Raw genomic sequence first — 21,170 nt, forward strand, 5'->3', positions numbered from 1 at the left:
TCTCGCCAACGCTCGCGAGCCGAGGTGCTGACCGCGGTCGGCCGCCGCTTCGGGATCATCTTCGCCCAGCCGTCTCCCGCTCTCTCCGGCCATCTCCGGTCGTCCTCGCTCTTGCCGCCAGCAAGGAAGCGCGCCCAAGACCTCGGCCGCGGTCACAGCCAGCGCCCACGGCCGTAGTGCTCCCGCCGGGCGCTGACTGTGACCGCCGGAGCGCTACGGCCGCATCACCACGCACCCATCCCCCACACCACCGCGCGGCCCCGGACGGCTGCCGTCCGACGCGATGGCGAGCCGACTCGGTGCCAGCGGGCGCGTGAAGCAACTGGCCATCGTGTTCTCAGGCCGCCGCGCGAGCCGCCGACGATCACCCGTCCCCCGCGCCGCCACGCCCCGGTCGGAGGACCACCGGCCGTCGGCTTTAGGAGCCGCCGATCGCCGGGGCGCTGCTGGCCACCGGCTTAAGGAGCCTCGGCTGGTGCTGGAGTGGGCTCGGTGAGGGTCGAAGGGGGCGAGGCCGACGGGGTCTGGGTGGAGGTTGAGAGGGGGTCGGCGGGGCGGCGGGGCCAGAAGGGGGCGGCGGCGAGCACCATGGCCACTCCCACCAGGCCCGCGAGCACGAACGCCCACGTCGGCCCGCTTGCGTCGATCACGGCGCCCGCGATGGGGGCCGAGCTCGCTCCGCCGATCAGCAGGGCCGTGCCGTGGAAGCCCATCGCCTCGCCTCGCGCCGCGGCGGGCACCCACCGGGAGAGCACGTCGACCGTGGCCGACAGTGCCGGCGCGCAGAGGAGGCCTGCCGGGAGGAGCATCACGACCAGCCATTGCCAGCTGCTCACCAGGCTGACCGGGATCGTGAGCAGGCCCATGGAGGCGATGAGCACCAAGGGTGAGAAGCCACGTGACAGCCCGCCGTACACGAAGCCGCCGATCAGGGAGTAAACGCACCAGATGGCGACGGCGAGGCCGACCCACTGGGTCTGGCCGGCGTTGTTCATGGTCGCGATCAGGGACAGCTCCGTGGCCGTGAGCACGAACGTGGCCGCCGCCGCCGTCCCGAGCAACGCCACGAACCCGGGCGTCAGCCACTGCCGCCTGGACACCTTGATCGACTGCGCCTCGAGCTCGTCGGGCGATCGGGTGGGCGGATTGAGCATGAACATGCCCAGGCCCGCCGCCGCCGTGGCGACTCCGATGATCGTCATCGTCACCCTGCTGTCCAGCGTCGTCAGCCCGGCCACCGCGAGAGCGGGACCGGCCATGTACGCCAGCTCGACCAGCATGGAGTCGAGCGCGAACGCGCTGCGCCGCTGGGAGACCGGCACCATGGCGGCCAGACACTGCCTGGTCACGCTGAACACCGGCAACGCCAGCAGCCCCGCCACCGCCGCCGTCCCGATCAGGGCAGGGAACGGCAGCGCCCACGCACACGCCCAGAACACCGCCTGCGCCACGGTCGTGACCATGACCACAGGACGTAACCCGTGCTTGTCGACGAACCTCCCCGACAACGGCGAGCCGATCGCCATGCCGATGGTGTTGGCCATGGTGACCAGCCCCGCCTTGCCGTAGCCCAGGTCGAGCGCCATGGCCACGTGCAGGGTGAGCGTCATCCCCATGGCCGTGGACGGAACCCGCGCCAGCAGCCCCATCAGCAGCAACGCGGGAACGCCCGGAATCTTGACCAGTCGTCGGTAAGGGGCGAGAGCCATGTCGTTTCAACCTCCGCGCTGATTCTCGCAAGAGGCACCGACAGTTTCGCCACAGGTTTTTCGGCACGTGACAGCGCGTGCCATCATCGGAAGAGTCCGGGGACGCCACTGGGGCGCCTCGAGACGTTTCTGGAGGGTTCACACATGTCCTCTTCAACCACACTGTACGGGGGCGTCTCCGGGCGCCGGGTCACCGTTCGCGACCTCACCGCCGCCAAGGAGCGCGGAGAGCGGTGGCCCATGGTCACCGCCTACGACGCGATGACGGCCAGGGTCTTCGACGACGCGGGCATCCCCGTTCTGCTGGTGGGCGACTCGGCGGCCATGGTCGTCTACGGGTACGACTCCACGCTGCCCGTCACGGTCGACGACCTCCTGCCCCTGACGGCGGCCGTGGTGCGCGGCTCGTCCCGGGCGCTGGTGGTCGCGGATCTGCCGTTCGGGTCGTACCAGTCCTCACCTCAGCAGGCGCTGGAGTCGGCCGCGCGCTTCATGAAGGAGGCCGGGGCGCATGCCGTCAAGCTGGAGGGCGGCCGCCGGGTCGTCCCGCAGGTGGAGGCGCTGGTGTCGGCCGGTGTCCCGGTCATGGCCCACCTCGGGCTGACCCCGCAGTCGGTCAACGTCCTGGGCGGCTACCGCGTTCAGGGGCGCGGCCAATCGGGCGACGAGCTCATGGCGGACGCCAAGGACCTGGAACGGGCGGGGGCGTTCTCGGTGGTGCTCGAATGCGTGCCGGCGGATCTGGCGGAGCGGGTGACGGCGTCGCTGACGATCCCCACCATCGGCATCGGCGCGGGCGCGGGGACGGACGCGCAGGTTCTGGTGTGGCAGGACCTGATGGGGCTCACCCCGCGTCCCGCCCGGTTCGTCAAGCGCTACGCGGACCTGGCCGCCGAGATGGATCGCGCCGTCCGCGCCTTCGCCGCCGACGTGACTGCGGGCGCCTTCCCGGCTGCTGAGCACACGTACAACTGACGGCGGCCCGACGACACGCCCCCTACTCGGCGGTACGGCCGCCTGCGACGGGATGACCACTGAGGTTGCCACCGCTACTGGGCTGCTGTTCCGAGCGCGCGGATTCTGGGCCGTGGGTCCAGCTCCGCGCTGCGGGGCACACGCGTCAGGCGACGAGGCTCAGGCCCGGCGTCGAAGGGCTCGGGCGCGGCGTGAGGCGACGCCGCGCCCGTCCGCTGGGCACAGGGCGGCGCCGCGTCCGACGCTGGGCATGAGGTGGGGGAGGTGGTCAGGGGGTGAGGGTGCCGGGGTCGGTGTTGGAGCCGCACAGCACCACGGCCACCCGCTCCCCCGGAGCCGGCGTGTACGCGCCCGACAGCAGCGCGGCGTACGCCGTCGCGCCCGCGGGCTCGGCCGCCACCCGGTGACGGGCCCAGAGGGTACGCCGGGCCTCCACGATCGCCTCGTCGGTCACCAGCACGCTCTCCACCCGAGGTGAGGACAGGACCTCGAACGCGATGGTGCCGATCTTGGTGGCGCCCAGCGCGTCGGCGGCCACCCCGCTCACCTCGACGGGCACCGGGTGTCCCGCGCGCAGCGCCTCGTGGAGGGTGGGGATCCGCTCGGGCTCGACCGCGATGATCCGCGGCCCGGAGCCGGCCGTCACAGCAGAGCCGGGCGCCGGAGCGGAGCCGGGCGATGCAGGAGAGCCGGGCGTCACACCGGAGCCAGGCACCGGAGCGGAGCCGGGTGTCGGGGTGGGTGGGGTTGCGGGCGGGTGGCCCGGCGAAGGGCTCGGGCCGGAGGTGCCGATGGTGATGCCGGCGGCGAAGCCGCCCCCGCCGACGGCGACCACCACCGTGTCCACGCCACCCGTCTGCTCGACGATCTCCAGCCCCGTGGTCCCCTGCCCCGCCACCACCTCAGCCTGGTCGTACGCGTGCACCGCCAACGCCCCCGTCTCCGCGGCCCGCTTGGCGGCGGCCTCGGCGGCCTCCGAGTAGATGGCCCCGGTCTGCGTGATGTGGGCCCCCAGCGCCTCGAGCCCGGCGACCTTCACCGGGCTCGTCACCTCGGGCACGAAGATCTCCGCCCGCACCCCCAGGACCCGCGCCGCATAGGCGACGGCCAGCCCGTGGTTGCCGCCGCTGGCGGCGATCACCCCGCTGGGCGGCAGCTCGCCCGCCGACAGCATCCGGTTGAAGGCCCCGCGGACCTTGAACGACCCCGAATGCTGCAGCAGCTCCAGCTTGAAGAAGACGCCGGGCGAGACCTCCAGCACCGGCGTACGCAGCACGAGCCCGTCGATACGACTGGCCGCCGCCAGTACATCCGAGTAATCCACACAGGCCACTATGCCAGCGCCTGCGCCACGTCGGCCCACAGGTCCTCGGGGTGCTCGATGCCCACGGCGATGCGTACGGTGCCCTCGCCGATCCCGTGCCTGGCCAGCTCCCCGGCGCTGAGCGAGCGGTGGGACGTCGTCGCCGGATGCATGACGAGCGTCTCCACGCCGCCCAGCGACGGGGCGAGGAGCATGAGGCGTACGGAGCTCATGAACCTCTCCCCCGCCGCCCGCCCGCCGGCGAGGTCGAACGAGAGCACCCCGCCGAAGTCGGACAGCAGCTTCCCGGCCAGCTCGTGGGAGGGATGCGTGGCCAGGCCCGGCCAGTGCACCGCGGTGATGGCGGGGTGGGAGGCCAGGCGGGTGGCGAGGAGGCGGGCGTTGGAGCAGTGGCGTTCCATGCGCAGGGCGAGGGTCTGCAGCCCCCGCAGCGACAGCCAGGCGGCGAAGGGGTCGGCGGAGGCGCCCAGTTCGATCGCGAAGTGCCAGACCTTCTCGTAGAGCTCGGTGGAGGCGAAGACGGCGAGCCCTCCCACCACGTCGGTGTGCCCGGACAGGTACTTGGTGGTGGAGTGTACGACGATGTCCGCCCCGTGCTCGATGGGCCGGCAGAGCAGGGCCGTGGCGAACGTGTTGTCCACCACGGACACGATCCCCAGCTCGCGGGCCGCCGCGCACATCCCCGGCAGGTCGGCGACCAGCGTCATCGGGTTGCTGATCGTCTCCAGGTAGACGAGCCGGGTCTCCGGGCGGACGGCGGCGCGCAGGGCGGCGGGGTCGTTCTCGGGCACGTACGTCACCGTGATCCCGAACCTGCCCACCAGGTCGTTGATCATGGCGGCGGTCCCGCCGTACAGGGACTTCTGCGCGATGAGGTGGTCGCCGGGCTTGAGCAGGCCGAGCAGGACGGTGTTGATCGCGCCCATGCCCGAGCCCGTGGCGACGGCCCCCACCCCGCCCTCCAGCCCGGAGACGGCCTCCTCCAGGGAGCGGACGGTGGGGTTGGTGTAGCGCCCGTACACGAACGGCCCGTCGGCCCGCCCCATCGCGTCGGCCATCACGGCGGGGTCGTCGAAGACGAATCCGGAGGTCTGGTAGATCGGCACGGTGATCGGCCGGCTGCCCTCGATGACGGGCTGCGGCACGTGAACGGTGCGCGTCTCGGGGCGGAGCTCAGAGGGATGAGAATCGGTCATGCGTCAAGGATCGCCCGCGAAACGGTCCGGCATCAGAGCCAATCCGGCAGAATTGGTCCATGAATGGGGCCAATCTCGCCGACGGCGACCTCGTCGATCTCCTGGGCCGCTGGGCGTCGGGCCGCGGCCCGCTCTACCTGCTGCTCGCGGCCCGGCTGCGGGCGCTCATCGACGACGGCGTGCTGCCGCCGGACCGGGCGCTCCCGCCGGACCGGGTGCTGGCCAAGCGGCTCGCGGTGGGCCGGGGCACCGTGGTCGCCGCGTACGACCTGCTGCAGCAGGAGGGACGCGTGGTGCGCCGCCAGGGCAGCGGCACCCGGGTGGCCGCGCTCGAGCTGCCCGCGACTCGCGCCGCCGACGGCGTGCCGACCAATCCGCTCCTGCTCCACATCCTGCACCCGCCGGACGGCGTGCAGCTCCTGACGTGCGCCGCGCCGGACGACATGCCGGCCGCGATGTTCGAAGCGTACGAGGAGGCGGGCGCGCGGCTGGCCGGCACCCGCGACCTGGGCTACCAGCCCGCGGGCAACCCGGCCCTGCGTGCCGCGCTGGCCGCCTACTACACCGGCCGCGGCGTGCCGACGACGGCCGAGGAGATCATGGTGACGACGGGCGCCCAACAGGCGCTCACCCTGCTCACCGGGCTGCTGGTGGCCCCCGGCGACACCGTGCTGACCGAGGCGCCGACGTACCCGGGGGCGCTGGAGGTGTTCCGGCACGCCGCCGCCGTCGTCCGGCCCGGGACGGCGGAGGACCTGCGCGAACGCCCCGCGCTGGCCTACTTCGTCCCCACCAGCCGCAACCCGGACGGCGCGGTCATGGACACCCCGGCCCGCCGGCGGCTGGCCGCGCTGGCCGCCGAGCACGACGTGCCGCTGATCGACGACGAGGTGTGCGCCGAGCTCTGCTTCACGGGCGAGACGCCGCCGCCGCTGGCGTCGTTCGAGCGGGGGGAGCACCTCATCACCGTCGGCTCGCTGAGCAAGCTCGTCTGGGGCGGGCTGCGGGTCGGGTGGATCCGCGCGGCGGCTCCGCTGGTGTCGCGGCTGGCCAGGCTGCGGGCCGTGCTCGACCTCGGGGGCGAGGTCTTCAGCCAGCTGGCCGCCGTCGCGCTGCTGCGCCGCCTGGAGGAGGTACGGGCGGCGCGCGTGCGCACGTTGCGCCGGCGCCACGACCACCTGTGCGCGGAGCTGCGCGAACGGCTGCCGTCGTGGGAGTTCGAGCCCGCGCTCGGCGGCCAGACCATCTGGGTACGGATCCCGCAAGGCGACGTGGACTCCTTCGCCCAGGTGGCGCTCAGGCACGGGGTCGCGGTGCCGCCGGGGAGATCGTTCGACCCGCTGGGCGGGCACGCCGACCGCATGCGCCTGCACTTCCTGTTCCCCGAGGACGAGCTTTCGCGAGCGGTGAACAACCTGGCCGTGGCCTGGGCGTTCTTCGACGGCACCGATCGCCCGGTGTCCCGGCACACCCTCGTGGTCTGACAGGGTGGGCCTATGCAGACGACCTTCGTACTCGTGCACAGCCCTTCCGTCGGGCCCTCGACCTGGGCTGCCGTGGCCGAGTCGCTGGAACGCCGCGGACACGCGGCCGTGGTGCCCGACCTGACCGGCGTGGCGACGGGCGGCGCGCCGTACTGGCCACGGGTGGTCGAGGCGGTGCGCGCGGTCACCCCTGACACGCCGGTCGTGCTGGCCGCGCACAGCAACGCCGGCTTCTTCCTGCCGCTGATCAAGGAGGGGCTTGGCGAGCGGGTGGTGGCGTGTGTCTTCGCCGACGCGCACATCCCGCCGCGCGAAGGGCTGATCAAGGTCGCGGAGGAGAGCTTCCTGCCGTTCCTGCACGACCTGGCCGGGCCCGACGGCGTGCTGCCGCGCTGGACCGACTGGTGGGACGAGGAGGACGTGGTGGCCATGCTGCCCGACCCCGCCGTGCGCATCAAGGTGGCGGCGGAGCAGCCGCGGCTGCCGCTCGACTACTACACCCAGCCCATCCCCGTGCCCGCCGGGTGGGACGAGGTCAGGTGCTCGTGCCTGTGGTTCGGCCCGCCGTACGAGGAGGTCGCCGAGGAGGCGGGGCGGCGGGGCTGGCCCGTGGTCCGCGTGCCCGGCCAGCACCTGCACCAGCTCGTCGACCCCGAGGGCGTCACGGACGCGCTGCTCAAGCTCTCGCGCAAGTCGTGAATTCTTCACTGTCGCCCCGCGATCGCCCCGGAAACACTCGTACGCATGACAGCGATCGAAGTGACCGGGCTCAGGAAGAGCCACCAGGGGTTCGAGGCGGTGAAGGGCATCTCGTTCGAGGTGGCGCAGGGGCAGATCTTCGCGCTCCTCGGCAGGAACGGCGCGGGCAAGACCACCACGGTCGAGGTGCTGGCGGGCTTCCAGCGGGCTGACGGCGGGACCGTGCGCGTGCTCGGCCTCGACCCGTACACCGACCGCGCGGCCGTCAGGCAGCGCACCGGGATCATGCTGCAGGAGGCCGGGTTCTTCCCTGACCTGACGGTGGCCCAGACCGTCGACACCTGGCGCGACTTCACCGCCGCGCCCCGTCCCCGCGACGAGGCGCTGGAGCTGGCCGGGCTGGCGGACAGGCGGGGCACCAAGGTGCGCCAGCTGTCCGGCGGCGAGAAGCGCCGGCTCGACCTGGCCCTGGCCCTGCTGGGCCGCCCCGACGTGCTGTTCCTCGACGAGCCGACCACCGGCATGGACCCCGAGGCCCGCAGGAACACCTGGACCGTCGTCCGCGACCTGGCCAGGCAGGGCACCACGATCCTGCTGACCACGCACTACCTGGAGGAGGCGCAGCGCCTGGCCTCGGCCATGGCCATCCTGGACGCGGGCGAGATCGTCGCGTCCGGGGACATGGCCGAGACCCTCGCCGCCCGGTCGGGGCGGGTGGCGTTCCGGCTGCCCGCGGACGTCGACCCGGCCGAGCTGCCGCTGCCCGTCACCCTGGACGGCGAGACGGCCGTCTGCCGCGCCGACGACCCCGACCTGGCCGCGCAGACGCTGCTGACCTGGGCGGCCGGGCGCGGCCTGCGCCTGTCGGGCCTGGAGGTCCGCGCCGCCACCCTCGAAGACCTCTTCCTGGAGAGCGCCCGATGAGCCTGACCGCCACCTACCGCCTCGGCACGCGCCTGTTCTGGCGGGACAGGTCCATGCTGTTCGCCTCCGTGGTGACCCCTGTCGGGCTGGCCGTGGGGATGCCGCTGCTCATGAGGAACGTGGTCGGTCCCTCGGCCGCCGCCGCGATCTTCCAGAGCACGATCTCGGTGCTGCTGGCGATCACCGCGTTCATGAACGTCGCCGTCGCCCTGGCCACCCGCCGCGACCAGCTCGTGCTCAAGCGCCTGCGGGCGAGCCGGCTGACGGACGGGCAGATCCTGCTCGGCCAGATCGCCAGCACGGCCACGCAGACCATTGCCATGATCGCGCTGAGCACGGTGGCCGTGCGGGTCGTGGCCGGCGTCCCGTTCCCGGAGGACCCGCTGGGGTTCGCCGCGATCACGGTGGCGGGGTCGGCGGTGCTGTCGCTGCTCGGCGCCGCGTACACGGCCGCCATCCCCCGCGCCGAGCTGGCCGCCGCGTTCACCATGCCCGTCTTCCTGGTGGCGGGGGTCTCCGCGGGCGCGATGGGCCCGATCCCGCTCCCCTCGTGGCTGCGGCCGGCCCTGGACCTGCTGCCCGCCAGCGCCGTCGTGAACGCCGTCAAGACCGGCGACCTGGCCGTGCCCGCCCTGGTCCTGGCCGCCTGGACGGTCGTCGGGCTCGTCGCGCTCCGGCTGTGGTTCCGCTGGGAACCGCGCCGATCGTAAGGATAATCACCCCGTGGTCTCCTCCTCGGCCAGACGGCTCGCGACCGGCCTCATCACCGCCGTCTCGGCCGCCTACTCGCTGCTCGCGCTCACCTACTTCCTGCACGGCCCCGGCTACGGCGCCGCGGCCGCGGTCGCCACGATCGCCGTGATCTGCACGCACTACCTGAACATGCGGGCCGGCCTGCGCGGCGAGCGCCCGCCCGCCTACCCGCTCACGATCGTGCTCCAGGCGGTCGTCACGTACCTGCCCGACCTGCTGCCCGGCGGCATGTCGGGGGTGACGGCTCCGATGCTGGCCGGAACGCTGCTGGTGTTCCTGCCGCTGGGCTGGGGCGGCGCGCTGGTGGTGCTGATGATGCTGTACGAGGGCACGGCGCTGTGGTGGGGCGGGGTCCCCTACATCGTCGTCCTCTTCTACGTGGTCACCGTGCCGACCACGGGCGCCATGACCTACGCGCTGGTACGGTTCACGCGCGTGGCGGCCGACCTGGAGGAGGCCAGGGCCGAGCTGGCGGACGCGGCGGTGCTCAAGGAGCGCCTGCGCATCTCCCGCGACCTGCACGACGGCCTCGGGCGCAGCCTGACCGCGATCGCGCTCAAGGGAGACCTGGCCTCCCGGCTCATGGAGCGCGACCCGGCCGCCGCCCGGACGGAGGTGGGCGAGCTGGTGCAGGTGGCCAGGGAGGCGGCCCAGGACGTACGCCACGTCGCCAGGGGTTACCGGGCCCTGTCGCTGGCCGGCGAGGTGAACCGGGCGGTGGCGCTGCTGGAGTCGTCGGGGGTCGGCGTGCAGGCGCACCTGGCGGACGTGACGCTGCCGGGCCGCTCGGAGGAGGCGCTGGCGTGGGCCGTACGCGAGGCCGTCACCAACGTCCTGCGCCACAGCCGCGCCACGACCTGCACGATCACCACGTCCTTGAACGGCGGCACGCTCCGGCTGGAGGTGGCCAACGACGGCGTCCTCGCCGAGCCCGGCCCCGACGGAGGGGGCCTCACGGGGCTGGCGGAACGCGCGGCCCAGGCGGGCGGCTCGTGCACCGCGGCCCGGACCGGCGCCGGTGGCTTCCTCCTGGCGATGGAGGTCGCGGCGTGATCAAGGTGCTGCTGGCCGAGGACATGCACATGATCCGCGCCGCCCTCACCGCCCTCCTCCGCCTGGAGCAGGACATCGAGGTGGTCGCGGAGGTGACCCGGGGCGACGAGATCGTGCCCGAAGCCCTGCGGGTGCGGCCCGACGTCGCGGTCGTGGACATCGACCTGCCGGTGGTGGACGGCATCACCGCCGCCGCCACGCTGCTGGAGCGCCTCCCGTCGTGCCGCGTCCTGGTGCTCACGGCCATGGGGCAGCCGGGCCACGTACGCCGGGCTCTGGCGGTGGGCATCGAGGCGTTCCTGGTCAAGGACGCCCCGGGCGACCGGCTGGCGGACGCGATCAGGCGCACCGCCGCCGGGCTGCGCGTGCTGGACTCCGAGCTGGTGTCCTCGGCCATGCAGTACGGCGAGAGCCCGCTCACGCCGCGCGAGTCCACCGTGCTCAGGGAGGCCGCCCGGGGCGCCTCGGCCGAGGAGATCGCCTCCCGCCTCCACCTCTCCCCCGGCACCGTGCGCAACTACCTGACGGGGGCGATCACGAAGACGGGAGCCCGCAACAAGATCGACGCCATCCGCATCGCGGAGGACGCGGGCTGGCTGTGACACACCCGTCCCACCGACCAGGGCTGAGGTCCCTGCGACGGGCGGGTCAGATGTCGGTGATGCGCAGCCCAGCGTGGGCCTTGTAGCGGCGGTTGACGGAGATGATGTTGGCGGTGAGCGCCTCGATCTGGTGGGAGTTGCGCAGCCGCCCCCCGTACACGCCGCGCACGCCCGGGATGACCTCGGCCAGCGCCTGCACCGTGTCGGTGGCCTCGCGGTCGTCGCCGAGCACCAGCACGTCGAGGTCCACCTTCTCCACGGCCGGGTCCATCAGCAGGACCGCCGACACGTGGTGGAAGGCGGCCACCACCCGGCTCTCGGTCAGCACCGCCGCCGCCTGCTGCGCCGCGCTGCCCTCCTCCACCGGCAGCGCGTAGGCGCCCTGCTTGTCGAACCCGAGCGGGTTCACGCAGTCGACGACGATCTTCCCGGCCAGCTCGGCCCGCAGGGACTCCAGCAGCGCCTTGTGCCCCTCGTACGGCACCGCCACGATCACGATGTCGGCCTCGGCGGCGACGGCGGCGTTCGCGCCCCCGCTCGCACCCGCCCCGATGTCACCGGCCGCGTCCTGGGCGCGCTGCTCGCTACGCGACCCGATCAGCACGCGGTGCCCCGCCAGCGCGAACCGCCGCGCCAGCCCTTTCCCCTGGTCACCGGTACCGCCGAGGATGCCGATGGAAAGCCCGCTCACATCTGTCATACGCCCGATCATGCCAGCTCGGCCGCCCGGTACCCGCCACCGGGTGGGCCGGGCCCGGTCGTGCGGGCCCGGCCGGCGTACGGGCTAGCAGTTGCCGATCGCGGGCAGCCCGAGGATCCGCAGGGCCAGCCACTCGATGGCCAGCGGCCCTCCTTCGACGGCTCCCGTGACGTGGTCCGGCGCGGGCAGCGCGGTCCACCGGACGTTCACCCCGGCCCGGCAGTACTCGGACCGCAGCGTCGAGCCCACGGACAGCGGGATGATCTGGTCCCCCCGCGCGTGATACAGGAACATCGGCACCCGCGGAGCCGTGGCACCCAGGCGGTTCTCACCGAGCCGGGCCAGCCACTTCGGCTGGTTGAGCAGGTCGATCGGGCTCAGGTCGGAGAAGCTCAGCCCGGACAGCTTGCCGAGGTCGCCCACGCAGTCGTCGGCCGCGTCGGCGAGCAGGGCACGCCCGCGGTCGTTGAGGTCCGCCTGAAGGTTCAGCTCGGGGTAGGCCGCGTCCAGCCCGACCCCGGCCGCCGCCGCCAGCCCGAAGTCGGACCCGCCGTCCAAGTGGTCCGCGACCGCGTGCAGGTCGGCGGGCACGCCTCCGGCCGCGACGCCCTTCAGCCGCAGCTCGGGCGCGTACGAGGGCTGCAGCTGCGCCGCCCACCCGGCCGACGCCCCGCCCTGGGAGTAGCCCATGACGGCGACGGGCGCCCGGTTCGACAGCCCGGCCCCGGACACGCGGGTGGCCGCCCTGATCGAGTCGAGCACGGCGTGCCCCTGCGAGATCCCGGCCATGTACGTGTGCGGCCCGGGCGTGCCGAGCCCCTCGTAGTCCGTCATGGCCACCGCGTACCCCTTGAGCAGGAACAGGCTCACCAGCGCGAGCTCCGCCTCCCGGCCCTGGCTCATGCTGAGCGAGGGGGCGCACTGGTCGCCGAGCCCGTGGGTGCCGACGGCGTACCCGACGATGGGGCGCGCGCCGAGCGGGTAGCCGCTCTTGGGCACGAGCAGCGTCCCCGACACGGTGTTGATCGAGCCGGTGGCGGACGTGGAGTTGTAGAGCAGGTGCCAAGCGTTGACCGGAACCTCCAGGAGCTTGCCCGGCAGGAGGTAGACGGTGGTGGGCTGGGCGGAGACCACGTCTCCCGGCGTCGCCGCGCGGGCCGGGGTCGTGATGAGGGACATGATCAATAACAGGACCATGGACATGCTGACGCGGACACGTAAGGACATGTACCGCCCCTCTCCGTGAGGACCACATACTTGGGACGGCGGCGCCGCGAGCCGATCGTTACCCGGGAGTAACCTCCTGTCAAGGCCCGAAATGACGGGGAAACGCACCTCGTGTCAACACATCACTCCCGAATCAGCCACCCCGCGCGTGCGGCGTCAGGCACCATGGGGAAATGGACTCAGGATCGGTGGCACTGCTGCGTGAGCTCCTGGCCGAGACCGGCTGGCTCGAACGCGCCCGCGAGCTGGGCGTCGCCCTGCGGGCCACCCGCTCGCCCGGCGGCCTGCTGCTGGTGGGCACCCCCGATGAGGAGCCCTGGCACCTGACCGCGCACCTCGCCGACGAGGCCAGGTTCTCCGGAATGGCGCAGCTCACGCCCACGCTGGTGCGCTGGGCGCCACCCGCCGACGCGCCCGCCCACTTGCGCGTCGGCATCGAACGCCTGGAGCGCGCGGCCCGGGGCGAGACGCTGTTCGTGCTGGCCGAGCGGGAAGCGCCGGTGCCGCTGCTCGAACGCGTGGACGACGCCCGGCGCACGGGGGCGACCATCCTTGCCATCGAGGGCGGCGACCGGGAGCTGGCCGGGCTGGCGCACGACTGCATCGAGGTGCCGCGGGACGGGCTGGTGACCTTCGACGGGGCGCAGCACCTGGTGAGCACGGCGGCCGGAGAGCCCGAACGCCGCCCCGGCCTGCGCGAGCGCCTGGCCCGCCTGCTGGACAAGGTCAGCGGCCCCCAACAGGCCGACTAGGGACGCGACCGCTCCGGCTCGGAGGCGCTGGGGGCGCTGGCGGCACTGGGGGCACTGTGCAGGCGTCCGCTCAGGGACGTCTCCAGCGCCGCCGTGGCCTCCTCGATCGCGCCGATCACCACGGCCTGCACGGGGTCGGGCTCCCCCGACCGGGTACGGCTCACCCGCGTGACCGCGTCCAGCCGGCGCGCGCCCACGTCACGCACCTCGCTCACCCGTACCTCGCCCTCCGGCACGTCCAGCAGGGCCAGCGCGGGCACGATCGCCACCCCGTGCCCGGCCGCCACCAGCGACAGCGTGGGCCCGAACTCCGTGATGACGTGCACCTTGCGCGGCTCGAACCCGTGCAGCCCCGCCAGCCGCTCCAGCGCCTGCCCGCACGCCTGGTTCGGCTCGCTGGCCACCCAGGGCAGCCGCAGCAGCTCGGGGACCGACCCCGGGTCCGGCTGGTCGGGCGGCAGCACGATGCGGTATTCGTCCACGTAGAGCAGCCGCGCGCTCAGCGACGGCTGCGACAGCCCGGGCAGGCCCATGTCCTGCTCGGTGATGAGCACGTCCACCGCGCCCATGCGCAGCTCCTGCAGCGCGGGCGGGCCGAAGACCTCGTGGATGACCGGGGTGATCTTGGGGTGGCGCGCGGCCAGGTCCCGCATGGCGGGCACCAGCACGTGCGTGATGACCGTGGGGAAGGCGGCGATGCGCACCGGCCCGGCCAGGCGCTCGGTGAACCGGGTGAGCTCGCGCCTGGCCTCCAGCAGCTCCTCCTCCACCCGCTCGGCGTAACCGGCGAGCACGCGCCCGGCCGGGGTGAGGGAGACGCTGCGCTGGGAGCGGTCGATGAGGGCCAGCCCGACCTCGCGTTCGAGCTGGGCGAGCTGCTGGGAGACGGCGGAGGGGGTCAGAAAGAGCGCTTCGGCGGCCCGCATGACGCCGCCGCGGCGGGCGACCTCGTGCAGGATCCGCAGCCGCCGTGGATCGATGTCCATGCAGGTCAGCTTACGCGCACCTTTAGCATTCTTTATTTGTACTTTACGACTGTCAGTCCCGACAATGACGGCCATGGACCTCCTCTTCGCCGCCGTCGGCTGGATCGGCGCCGCCCTGCTGCTGGCCGGGTACATCCTGGTCACGCAGTCCCGGTTGCCGGGCGACGGCGCGGCGTACCAGCTCATGAACCTCGCCGGCTCGCTCGGGCTCATGGCCAACAGCGCCTACAGCTCCGCCTGGCCGTCGGCCGGCCTCAACCTGATCTGGGCGGGCATCGGCGTCCTCGCCCTGATCAAGCTCGCACGTGTTGGAGTGTCCGCATGATCGTCGAACTCAGCCACCGCATCGTTGACGGAATGGTCACTTATCCCGGCATTCCCGGCCCGACGCTGGGGGTGCACCTGAGCCGGGAGGACTCGCGCAAGGTCTACGCGCCGGGCACGGAGTTCCACATCGCCACGATCGCGCTCGCCGCCAACACCGGCACCTACCTCGACACCCCGTACCACCGCTATCCCGACGGGCCCGACCTGTCGCAGGTGCCGGTGAGCAAGCTGGCCGACCTGCCCGGCCTCGTGGTGCGGGCCGGCGCGGGCCGCGAGGTGGTGATCGCCGAGGACCTGGACGTACGGGGACGGGCCGTGCTGATCCACACCGGCTGGGACCGCCACTTCGGCACCGACGCCTACCTGCACGGCCACCCCTACCTCGCGCCCGAATCGGCGCAGTGGCTGGCCGACCAGGGGGCGGCGCTGGTGGGCATCGACTCGCTCAACATCGACGACACCCCGCCGCACGGCGAGCGCCCCGCCCACACGATCCTGCTGAAGGCGGGCATCCCGCTGGTGGAGCATCTGACGGGACTGGCCGCGCTACCTCAGAACGGCTTCCGCTTCCACGCCGCGCCCCCGATGGTCGCGGGCATGGGAACCTTCCCGGTCAGGGCGTACGCGGTCGTGCCCTAGTCGTCGTCATTCTCCGCCTCGTCCCAGGCCTTGTTGCGGTCGGCGGCGCGCTGCAGCGCCCCGGCCGCCTCCTGCTCGGAGGTGTAGGGACCCATCCGGTCCTTGTTGGGGCAGCCCTGCTCGGGCTCGACCCGCATGTGCTTGAGACAGAACCACCATTGGCCTTCGCTCACGGGGTCAATTCTGCCCCGTAGACTCATGTTTCATGACGACACTGCTCCAGCCCGGGCGAGTTTCGCCCATGCGAAAGGTCCCCGCCCACATCGAGCGGCCGGAGTACGTCGGCAAGAAGCGCCCCAAGACCGGCGAATCCGACGTGAAGAGCCCTGAGATCATCGAGCGCATGCGGGTGGCCGGCCGGATCGCCGCCCAGGCGCTCGACGAGGTCGCCAAGCACATCCGGCCGGGTGTCACGACCGACGAGCTCGACCGGGTCGGCCACGAGTTCCTCGTCGACCACGGCGCCTACCCGAGCACGCTCGGCTACAAGGGCTACCCCAAGTCGCTGTGCACGTCGATCAACGAGGTCATCTGCCACGGCATCCCCGACGACACCGTGCTCCAGGACGGCGACATCGTCAACGTCGACATCACCGCCTACATCGGCGGCGTCCACGGCGACACCGACGCCACCTACCTGGTGGGCGAGGTCGACGAGGAGTCGCGGCTGCTGGTGGAGCGCACGCGCGAGGCCATGATGCGCGCCATCAGGGCGGTCGCGCCGGGGCGGCAGCTCAACGTGGTGGGCCGGGTCATCGAGGCGTACGCCAAGCGCTTCGGCTACGGTGTCGTCCGCGACTTCACCGGCCACGGGATCGGCACGAGCTTCCACTCCGGGCTCATGGTGCCCCACTACGACGACCCGTCGCTGCGGGTGGAGCTGGTGCCGGGGATGACGTTCACGATCGAGCCCATGCTGACGCTGGGCACCATCGAGTACGACATCTGGCCGGACAAGTGGACGGCCGTGACCAAGGACCGCAAGCGCACGGCCCAGTTCGAGCACACGATCGTGGTCACCGACACGGGCAGCGAGATCCTCACGCTCTCCTGACCCCCGTCAGCCGCGTCGGGGCACCACTCCGGTCACGGTCGTGCCCTCGCCGAGCACGCTGTTGACCGACAGGCTTCCGCCGAGCTCGGTGAAGGCGGCCCGCATCCTGGCGATCCCGCTCCCCGCCCCCGCGGGGTGAAAGCCCTGGCCGTTGTCGCTGACCGTCATGCGCAGCCCGCTCTTGGAGACCGTCACGGCGATGGACACGGTCCGGGCCCGGCTGTGCAGCTCGACGTTGGACAGGGCCTCGTCGATCGTGGCCATGACGGCCCTGGAGACCCGCGAAGACACGTCGGTGGCCGGCAGCGCCCAGGTCTCGACGGCGATCCCCGTGCGCTCGGACCATTCGGCCAGACAGCTCTCAAGAGCCTCGGCCAGGCTCTGCCCCCCGCGCATCCGTGTCTCTTCCGACAATGGCTTTCGCCTTCCTAGGCACACCGGGCTCACGCCGGTCCCCACTCCGGCGCCCTCACCTGGCGGTGCGCGTCCCCCCTCAAGGCCTACGCACGCTGGTCATGGGGTTATGCCCGTCTCCCCTGGGAGACAGGCTACCTGGCGGTACAGAGACTTGTAGTGGGAAGATAGAAGGCCATGGCCGAACGGCTACTCGCCGGAAACCTTGTCACTCACCTTTGTCCGCGCGGTTGAGACGGGCGAGGTAGGCATTGTAGGAATCGAGTTCCGAATCCCCTGAGCCGCCTGAGCGGTCGGCCTTGCGGTCGGTGCGCCGCGCCTGCCGTTCGTCGTCCTGATACCACTGGATGGCGATGGCCAGCAGCACGATGAGCGTCGGGATCTCGCCGAAGCCCCAGGCGATGGCCCCGCCGTCCTGCTGCGTCTGCAGCAGCGTGGCGCCCCAGGTGCGGCCCAGCTGCTCGTACCAGCCGGAGGCGATCACCGTGCCCATCATCATCAACGCGACCCCGAAGAACGCGTGGAACGGCATGGTGATGAAGAGCATGAGCAGCCGCCCGACGTGCGGGAGCCGGTTGGGCGCGGGGTCGACCCCGACGATCACCCAGAAGAACAGGCACCCGCTGAGCAAAAAGTGGAGGGTCATCCAGATGTGCCCGAGGTGCTCCTCCATGGCCGACTCGAAGAGCGGCGTGAAGTACAGCGCGTACGTCGAGGCGATGAAGATGGCCGTGGCGATGGCGGGATGCGTGACGACCTTGGTGAAGCGGCTGTGCAGGATCGTCGTGATCCACTCCCGCGGCCCCCTGTCGCCCCGCCGGGTGGCGGGCTTGAGCGCGCGCAGGGCCAGCGTGACGGGCCCGCCCATGACGAGGAAGATCGGCACGACCATGGAGAGCGTCATGTGCTCGATCATGTGGACGTCGAACATGACCTTGGCGTAGCGGGCCAGCCCGCTCTGCGTGGCGAACACCAGCAGCGCGACCCCGACGTACCAGGAGGCCGTGCGCCCCCACGACCACTTGTCGCCGCGCTTGCGCAGCCGCCACACGCCGAACCCGTAGAGCCCGGCCAGCACGGCGGCGACCGTGGCGAAGAACAGGTCGAACCACCACATGGTGAACACGTTGCCGAGCGTGATCTCGGCCGGAAGGGGGAAGCCGAGCAGCTCGAAGGCCCGGTCGGCGGGGACGCTGAAGTCGGGCGGCGGCGTGCGCGACAGCGCCACGGCCACCCCGATGGTGGCCAGCATGAGCAGCATCTCGCCGCCGGCCAGCCGGGTGAACGCGCGCGGCCTGCCCTTGTCGAGGTCGGCCAGCGTGCGCTGGCGGTGCCAGTAGCCGACGTAGCCGAGCAGCACGAACGCCACGATCTTGACCACGGCGAGCAGGCCGTACTGGGTGGTCCACAGGTCGGACACCGCGCCCAGCCGCGCGATCAGGCTGAACACGCCGGACAGCCCCACCCCGGCGTAGCACCACACGGCCATGTCGGAGAACCGGCGCGCGGCCACCTCGAGCTGCGGCTGCTTGCGGACCGCGTGAATGGCCAGCACGGCGAGCCCGCCCACCCACAGGGCGAGGGCGAGCAGGTGGAGCGAGACCGCCGACGTGGCGAGGTCGTGGTTGGGCGAGGAGGAGGTGTGGCCGGTGAGCGGCGCGGGCAGCAGCGTCACCAGCGCGAAGACCAGCAGGCCCGCCGCGGCCCCCGCGGTGATGGCGCCGCGGGAGAACAGCGCGATCGCCACCCCGAACAGCACCACGAGCGTGAGCGCCACGCCCTGCGTGGTCTGGGTGGCGTAGCTGGTGAGGAAGGTGCGGTCGAGGATCTGGGGAACGGTCCTGCCGATGGACTCGGCGGTGCTGAACACGATGGCCACGAAGGCCGAGCCGGCCCAGGCGAGGGCCGCCCACGAGCCGGCCTTGACGTATTGGCCGGCGGTCCTGCCGAGCACGCCCTTGTCGTTGGGCAGCAGCGCGGCGGCCATGAGCAGCAGGCCCACGGTGGCCACGCCCGCCACGTCCATGAGCAGCTTGGACAGCGGCAGCCCCCATCGGACGACCGCGCCGGAGTCGGGCAGGCCCGGAATGATCCTGGGGAACGCCCTGCCGCCGGCGATCATGCCGATGACCAGGGCGACGACCGCGGCGGCCGCCCCGCCGAGCGCGAGCCGCGCCGCCTTGCTCATGGCTTCTTCTTCCGCGCGCTGAGCAGGAAACCGATGCCGATGCCGACGAGCGCGCCGATCACGATGACGAGCCAGACGGGGAAGCCCACCGGCTGACCGGCCGAGGCCTGATCAGTGGCGGGCGAGGTCTGCGCGGGCGGCGCCTCGTTCTGGGTGGCCGGCGCTGAGGTGGCCGGTGCCGAAGTGGCGGGCGCCGCGCTACTGGAGGCGCTGGGGGACGGTGTCTGCGCCCCCTTCACCTTGAACGGGATCTCGCCCTCGATCGGATGCCCGTCGGACGACACGACGCGGTAGGCGATCGTGTATTTCCCGTCGGGCAGCGGCTCCTTGACCGCCTGGGTCACCACCTTGCCGTCGGCCTCGGGCTTGCCGCTCTGCAGCTCGGCGCCGCCGGGGCCGCGTACGATGACGAACGGCAGGCGCACGCCCGCGGTGAACTCCAGCCGCACCTCGTCGAGGCTCTTGACCTCGGCGTCCTTGGCCGGGGAGCTGCTCTTGAGCGCGTCGTGCGCCAGCGCGGGAGCCGCCATGCCGAACACGAGCACGAGCAGGGCGGCGGCAGTCGCGGCGAGGGCCGCAAGCGGGGATCTCTTCATGGCACCCCCAAGGCTACCGACGCCACCGGCCGGCCCGGACCTCGCTATAGCCCCGCGCAGGCCAGCGCCCGCTGGTACGCCTCCACCGCCTCGTCCGTCTCGCCCAGCAACTCCATGGTCTCGGCGGCGGCGTACCAGGTGCGGGCCGAGCGGCGGGAGTCGGGCAGCGGCGTGAGCCAGCCCTTGACGGCGGCGGCGTGCCGGCGCCCCTCGTCGGCCCGGCCGACCGCGCCGCAGACCCGGCCGAGCAGCAGGTTGGCCTCCGCGCCCAGCACGTGGCCGAACTCGGGGAGCAGGTTTCTGCTGATCACGGCGTGCTCGGCGGCCTGGTCGAGGTCTCCGGTCATGTATTCGGCGCTGGCCAGCTCCATGTAGAGCATGGCCTGGTCGATCGTGCTGGTCGAGGTCTGCTCGAACTCCGCGACCACCGTGCGCAGCGCGTCGCGGACGGCCGCGGGGTCCTGCGCGCCGGTCCTGAGCCGCGTCCGCGCGAACTGCAGCCGCATCCTCGCGGTGTTGCGCGGCTGCCCGTGCTCCACCTGCACGGCCAGGGCCCGCTCGGCGAAGGCCACCGCCTCGCTGTTGTGCCCGGTGGCGCGGGCGACGATGGAGGCGTTCCAGTTGGCCGCGACGATGGAGCGCGGCGTGCCCAGCGCGTCGGCCGCGTTGAGCAGCTCGGCCGCGAACTGCCTGGCGCGCAGCATGTCGCCGCGCTCCAGATAGGCCGCCAGCAGCGTGGCGCCCAGCTCGACCAGCAGGTCGGTCCAGCCCTGCCGGGACTTGCCGCTGAGGATCTGCTCGCCCACCTCGACGGCCTCGCTCAGCCGCTCGCGCTCCCGGTAGGCGCGGCACAGCGCGATGGCCACCTCGATGTTCTGCTCGGCGGGGAGCTCCTCCTCACGGAGCTTGAGCATGATCGAGATCGCCCGGTCGAGATCGCCCCCGGCCTCGGTGGCGAGGGCCAGACCGAATTCGGCTTCTTGACGAAGTGAGGTAAGACCTGTCAGGTTGCTGTTGCCCAGCAGTTCCTCGAAGCGCGTCCGGGCCTCGGCGACTTCGCCGTTCTCGAGCGCCAGCCGCGCGTAGCCGAGGGCGAGCTCGATGTCCTCCATCTGTTCGGCGGTGACGCCGTTGATCAGGTAGGACAGCGAGCAGTCCAGCTTCTGGGCCAGCAGCTCCAAGACCGCAGGGGTGGGGGTACGCTTTCCGCTCTCGATCAACGAGACGTAGCTGTCGGACAGTTCGGGGTGCGCCAGCTGGGCCTGCGACAAGCCGCGTTGCCGCCGAACCGTCTTGATGCGGAGACCGACTAGGTCAGATGTGGTCACAGCAGCCGCTCCCTGAGAAGATGAAGTCCAAGCAACTCACATAGGCTAGGGAGAACCCCCGTGCGCATGCGCATTGTCCTGTCCGTCCTGGTTGCCGTGATCACTGCCGCGGTAACCGTTGGAGGTAATGCTACGGCCACAAGTGCCGCAACGTCTTCCCTGTCCTCTGGACAATCGGACGTGTACTGCTGCTGAGCAGCAATCGTCAGGCGAGGCAAGGCGGCATACCGGGCACGCACC

General features: G+C 72.1%; 22 protein-coding genes. 11 read left to right on the forward strand and 11 right to left on the reverse strand.

Going from position 1 to position 21,170, the window contains the following annotated elements; genetic code table 11:
- Positions 1-458: 458 nt before the first annotated feature.
- Positions 459-1,709 carry an MFS transporter gene (locus ACWDRB_RS43155; protein WP_449904065.1) on the reverse strand — a complete coding sequence of 417 codons (1,251 nt, stop codon included), beginning with the start codon at positions 1,707-1,709 and terminating at the stop codon, positions 459-461.
- A 144-nt stretch (positions 1,710-1,853) separates the two neighbouring features.
- Between ACWDRB_RS43155 and panB the strand changes: the two genes are divergently transcribed.
- Positions 1,854-2,684, forward strand: coding sequence for a 3-methyl-2-oxobutanoate hydroxymethyltransferase (gene panB / locus ACWDRB_RS43160; protein ID WP_449904068.1), 831 nt, complete (start codon positions 1,854-1,856; stop codon positions 2,682-2,684).
- Positions 2,685-2,952: 268 nt separating this feature from the next.
- Here panB and ACWDRB_RS43165 read toward each other — a convergent pair whose 3' ends face one another.
- Both ACWDRB_RS43165 and ACWDRB_RS43170 read right to left on the reverse strand, forming a co-directional pair.
- Positions 2,953-4,008, reverse strand: a complete 1,056-nt coding sequence (locus ACWDRB_RS43165; protein ID WP_449904071.1) for a pyridoxal-phosphate dependent enzyme — start codon at positions 4,006-4,008, stop codon at positions 2,953-2,955.
- Between the two features lie 8 nt (positions 4,009-4,016).
- Positions 4,017-5,204 (reverse strand): trans-sulfuration enzyme family protein, encoded by a 1,188-nt coding sequence (locus tag ACWDRB_RS43170; RefSeq protein ID WP_449904074.1) that lies wholly within the window; start codon positions 5,202-5,204, stop codon positions 4,017-4,019.
- Positions 5,205-5,263: 59 nt separating this feature from the next.
- Between ACWDRB_RS43170 and ACWDRB_RS43175 the strand changes: the two genes are divergently transcribed.
- The 6 genes from ACWDRB_RS43175 to ACWDRB_RS43200 are packed head-to-tail and all read left to right on the forward strand — an operon-like array spanning position 5,264 to position 10,719.
- Positions 5,264-6,688: an aminotransferase-like domain-containing protein gene (locus tag ACWDRB_RS43175; protein WP_449904077.1), complete on the forward strand. Its 1,425-nt coding sequence runs from the start codon at positions 5,264-5,266 to the stop codon at positions 6,686-6,688.
- A gap of 12 nt (positions 6,689-6,700) precedes the next feature.
- A complete protein-coding gene (locus tag ACWDRB_RS43180; RefSeq protein ID WP_449904080.1) occupies positions 6,701-7,387 on the forward strand; it encodes an alpha/beta hydrolase in 687 nt (228 codons plus the stop codon).
- A gap of 45 nt (positions 7,388-7,432) precedes the next feature.
- Positions 7,433-8,311, forward strand: coding sequence for an ABC transporter ATP-binding protein (locus ACWDRB_RS43185; protein ID WP_449904083.1), 879 nt, complete (start codon positions 7,433-7,435; stop codon positions 8,309-8,311).
- Complete coding sequence (locus ACWDRB_RS43190) at positions 8,308-9,021, forward strand: ABC transporter permease (protein ID WP_449904086.1); 714 nt, start codon at positions 8,308-8,310, stop codon at positions 9,019-9,021. The genes ACWDRB_RS43185 and ACWDRB_RS43190 overlap by 4 nt, the downstream gene beginning before the upstream one ends.
- Positions 9,022-9,034: 13 nt before the next feature.
- A complete protein-coding gene (locus ACWDRB_RS43195) occupies positions 9,035-10,117 on the forward strand; it encodes a sensor histidine kinase (protein ID WP_449904089.1) in 1,083 nt (360 codons plus the stop codon).
- Positions 10,114-10,719, forward strand: coding sequence for a response regulator transcription factor (locus ACWDRB_RS43200; protein WP_350728719.1), 606 nt, complete (start codon positions 10,114-10,116; stop codon positions 10,717-10,719). The genes ACWDRB_RS43195 and ACWDRB_RS43200 overlap by 4 nt, the downstream gene beginning before the upstream one ends.
- Positions 10,720-10,765: 46 nt before the next feature.
- Here ACWDRB_RS43200 and npdG read toward each other — a convergent pair whose 3' ends face one another.
- Entirely contained in the window at positions 10,766-11,419 is a 654-nt protein-coding gene (gene npdG, locus ACWDRB_RS43205; RefSeq protein WP_185072761.1) for an NADPH-dependent F420 reductase, read from the reverse strand.
- 84 nt (positions 11,420-11,503) lie between these two features.
- Entirely contained in the window at positions 11,504-12,646 is a 1,143-nt protein-coding gene (locus tag ACWDRB_RS43210; protein ID WP_397371392.1) for a lipase family protein, read from the reverse strand.
- 173 nt (positions 12,647-12,819) lie between these two features.
- Here ACWDRB_RS43210 and ACWDRB_RS43215 point away from each other — a divergent pair, with 173 nt between their 5' ends.
- Positions 12,820-13,398 carry a hypothetical protein gene (locus tag ACWDRB_RS43215; RefSeq protein ID WP_397371393.1) on the forward strand — a complete coding sequence of 193 codons (579 nt, stop codon included), beginning with the start codon at positions 12,820-12,822 and terminating at the stop codon, positions 13,396-13,398.
- On the opposite strand, the gene ACWDRB_RS43220 is transcribed toward ACWDRB_RS43215, so the two are convergent.
- Positions 13,395-14,384 (reverse strand): LysR family transcriptional regulator, encoded by a 990-nt coding sequence (locus ACWDRB_RS43220; RefSeq protein WP_449904094.1) that lies wholly within the window; start codon positions 14,382-14,384, stop codon positions 13,395-13,397. The genes ACWDRB_RS43215 and ACWDRB_RS43220 overlap by 4 nt on opposite strands.
- Positions 14,385-14,457: 73 nt before the next feature.
- Between ACWDRB_RS43220 and ACWDRB_RS43225 the strand changes: the two genes are divergently transcribed.
- Positions 14,458-14,709 carry a CBU_0592 family membrane protein gene (locus tag ACWDRB_RS43225; protein WP_449904097.1) on the forward strand — a complete coding sequence of 84 codons (252 nt, stop codon included), beginning with the start codon at positions 14,458-14,460 and terminating at the stop codon, positions 14,707-14,709.
- Positions 14,706-15,350 (forward strand): cyclase family protein, encoded by a 645-nt coding sequence (locus tag ACWDRB_RS43230; RefSeq protein ID WP_449904100.1) that lies wholly within the window; start codon positions 14,706-14,708, stop codon positions 15,348-15,350. Before ACWDRB_RS43225 ends, ACWDRB_RS43230 begins: the two co-directional genes overlap by 4 nt.
- Here ACWDRB_RS43230 and ACWDRB_RS43235 read toward each other — a convergent pair.
- A complete protein-coding gene (locus ACWDRB_RS43235) occupies positions 15,347-15,550 on the reverse strand; it encodes a hypothetical protein (protein ID WP_394498652.1) in 204 nt (67 codons plus the stop codon). The genes ACWDRB_RS43230 and ACWDRB_RS43235 overlap by 4 nt on opposite strands.
- A gap of 5 nt (positions 15,551-15,555) precedes the next feature.
- Between ACWDRB_RS43235 and map the strand changes: the two genes are divergently transcribed.
- On the forward strand, positions 15,556-16,404 hold the full coding sequence (gene map, locus ACWDRB_RS43240; RefSeq protein WP_350728707.1) for a type I methionyl aminopeptidase: 849 nt from the start codon (positions 15,556-15,558) through the stop codon (positions 16,402-16,404).
- A gap of 6 nt (positions 16,405-16,410) precedes the next feature.
- Here map and ACWDRB_RS43245 read toward each other — a convergent pair whose 3' ends face one another.
- From ACWDRB_RS43245 to ACWDRB_RS43260, 4 genes are all read right to left on the reverse strand, one after another.
- A complete protein-coding gene (locus ACWDRB_RS43245) occupies positions 16,411-16,800 on the reverse strand; it encodes a sensor histidine kinase (protein WP_449904105.1) in 390 nt (129 codons plus the stop codon).
- A 226-nt stretch (positions 16,801-17,026) separates the two neighbouring features.
- Positions 17,027-19,006 (reverse strand): cytochrome c oxidase assembly protein, encoded by a 1,980-nt coding sequence (locus ACWDRB_RS43250; protein WP_449904108.1) that lies wholly within the window; start codon positions 19,004-19,006, stop codon positions 17,027-17,029.
- Positions 19,003-19,602 (reverse strand): copper resistance CopC family protein, encoded by a 600-nt coding sequence (locus ACWDRB_RS43255; protein ID WP_350728701.1) that lies wholly within the window; start codon positions 19,600-19,602, stop codon positions 19,003-19,005. The genes ACWDRB_RS43250 and ACWDRB_RS43255 overlap by 4 nt, the downstream gene beginning before the upstream one ends.
- A 44-nt stretch (positions 19,603-19,646) precedes the next feature.
- Positions 19,647-20,930, reverse strand: a complete 1,284-nt coding sequence (locus tag ACWDRB_RS43260) for a helix-turn-helix domain-containing protein (RefSeq protein ID WP_449904112.1) — start codon at positions 20,928-20,930, stop codon at positions 19,647-19,649.
- Positions 20,931-21,170 lie beyond the last annotated feature (240 nt).

The organism is Nonomuraea sp. NPDC003707 (genome assembly GCF_053587055.1).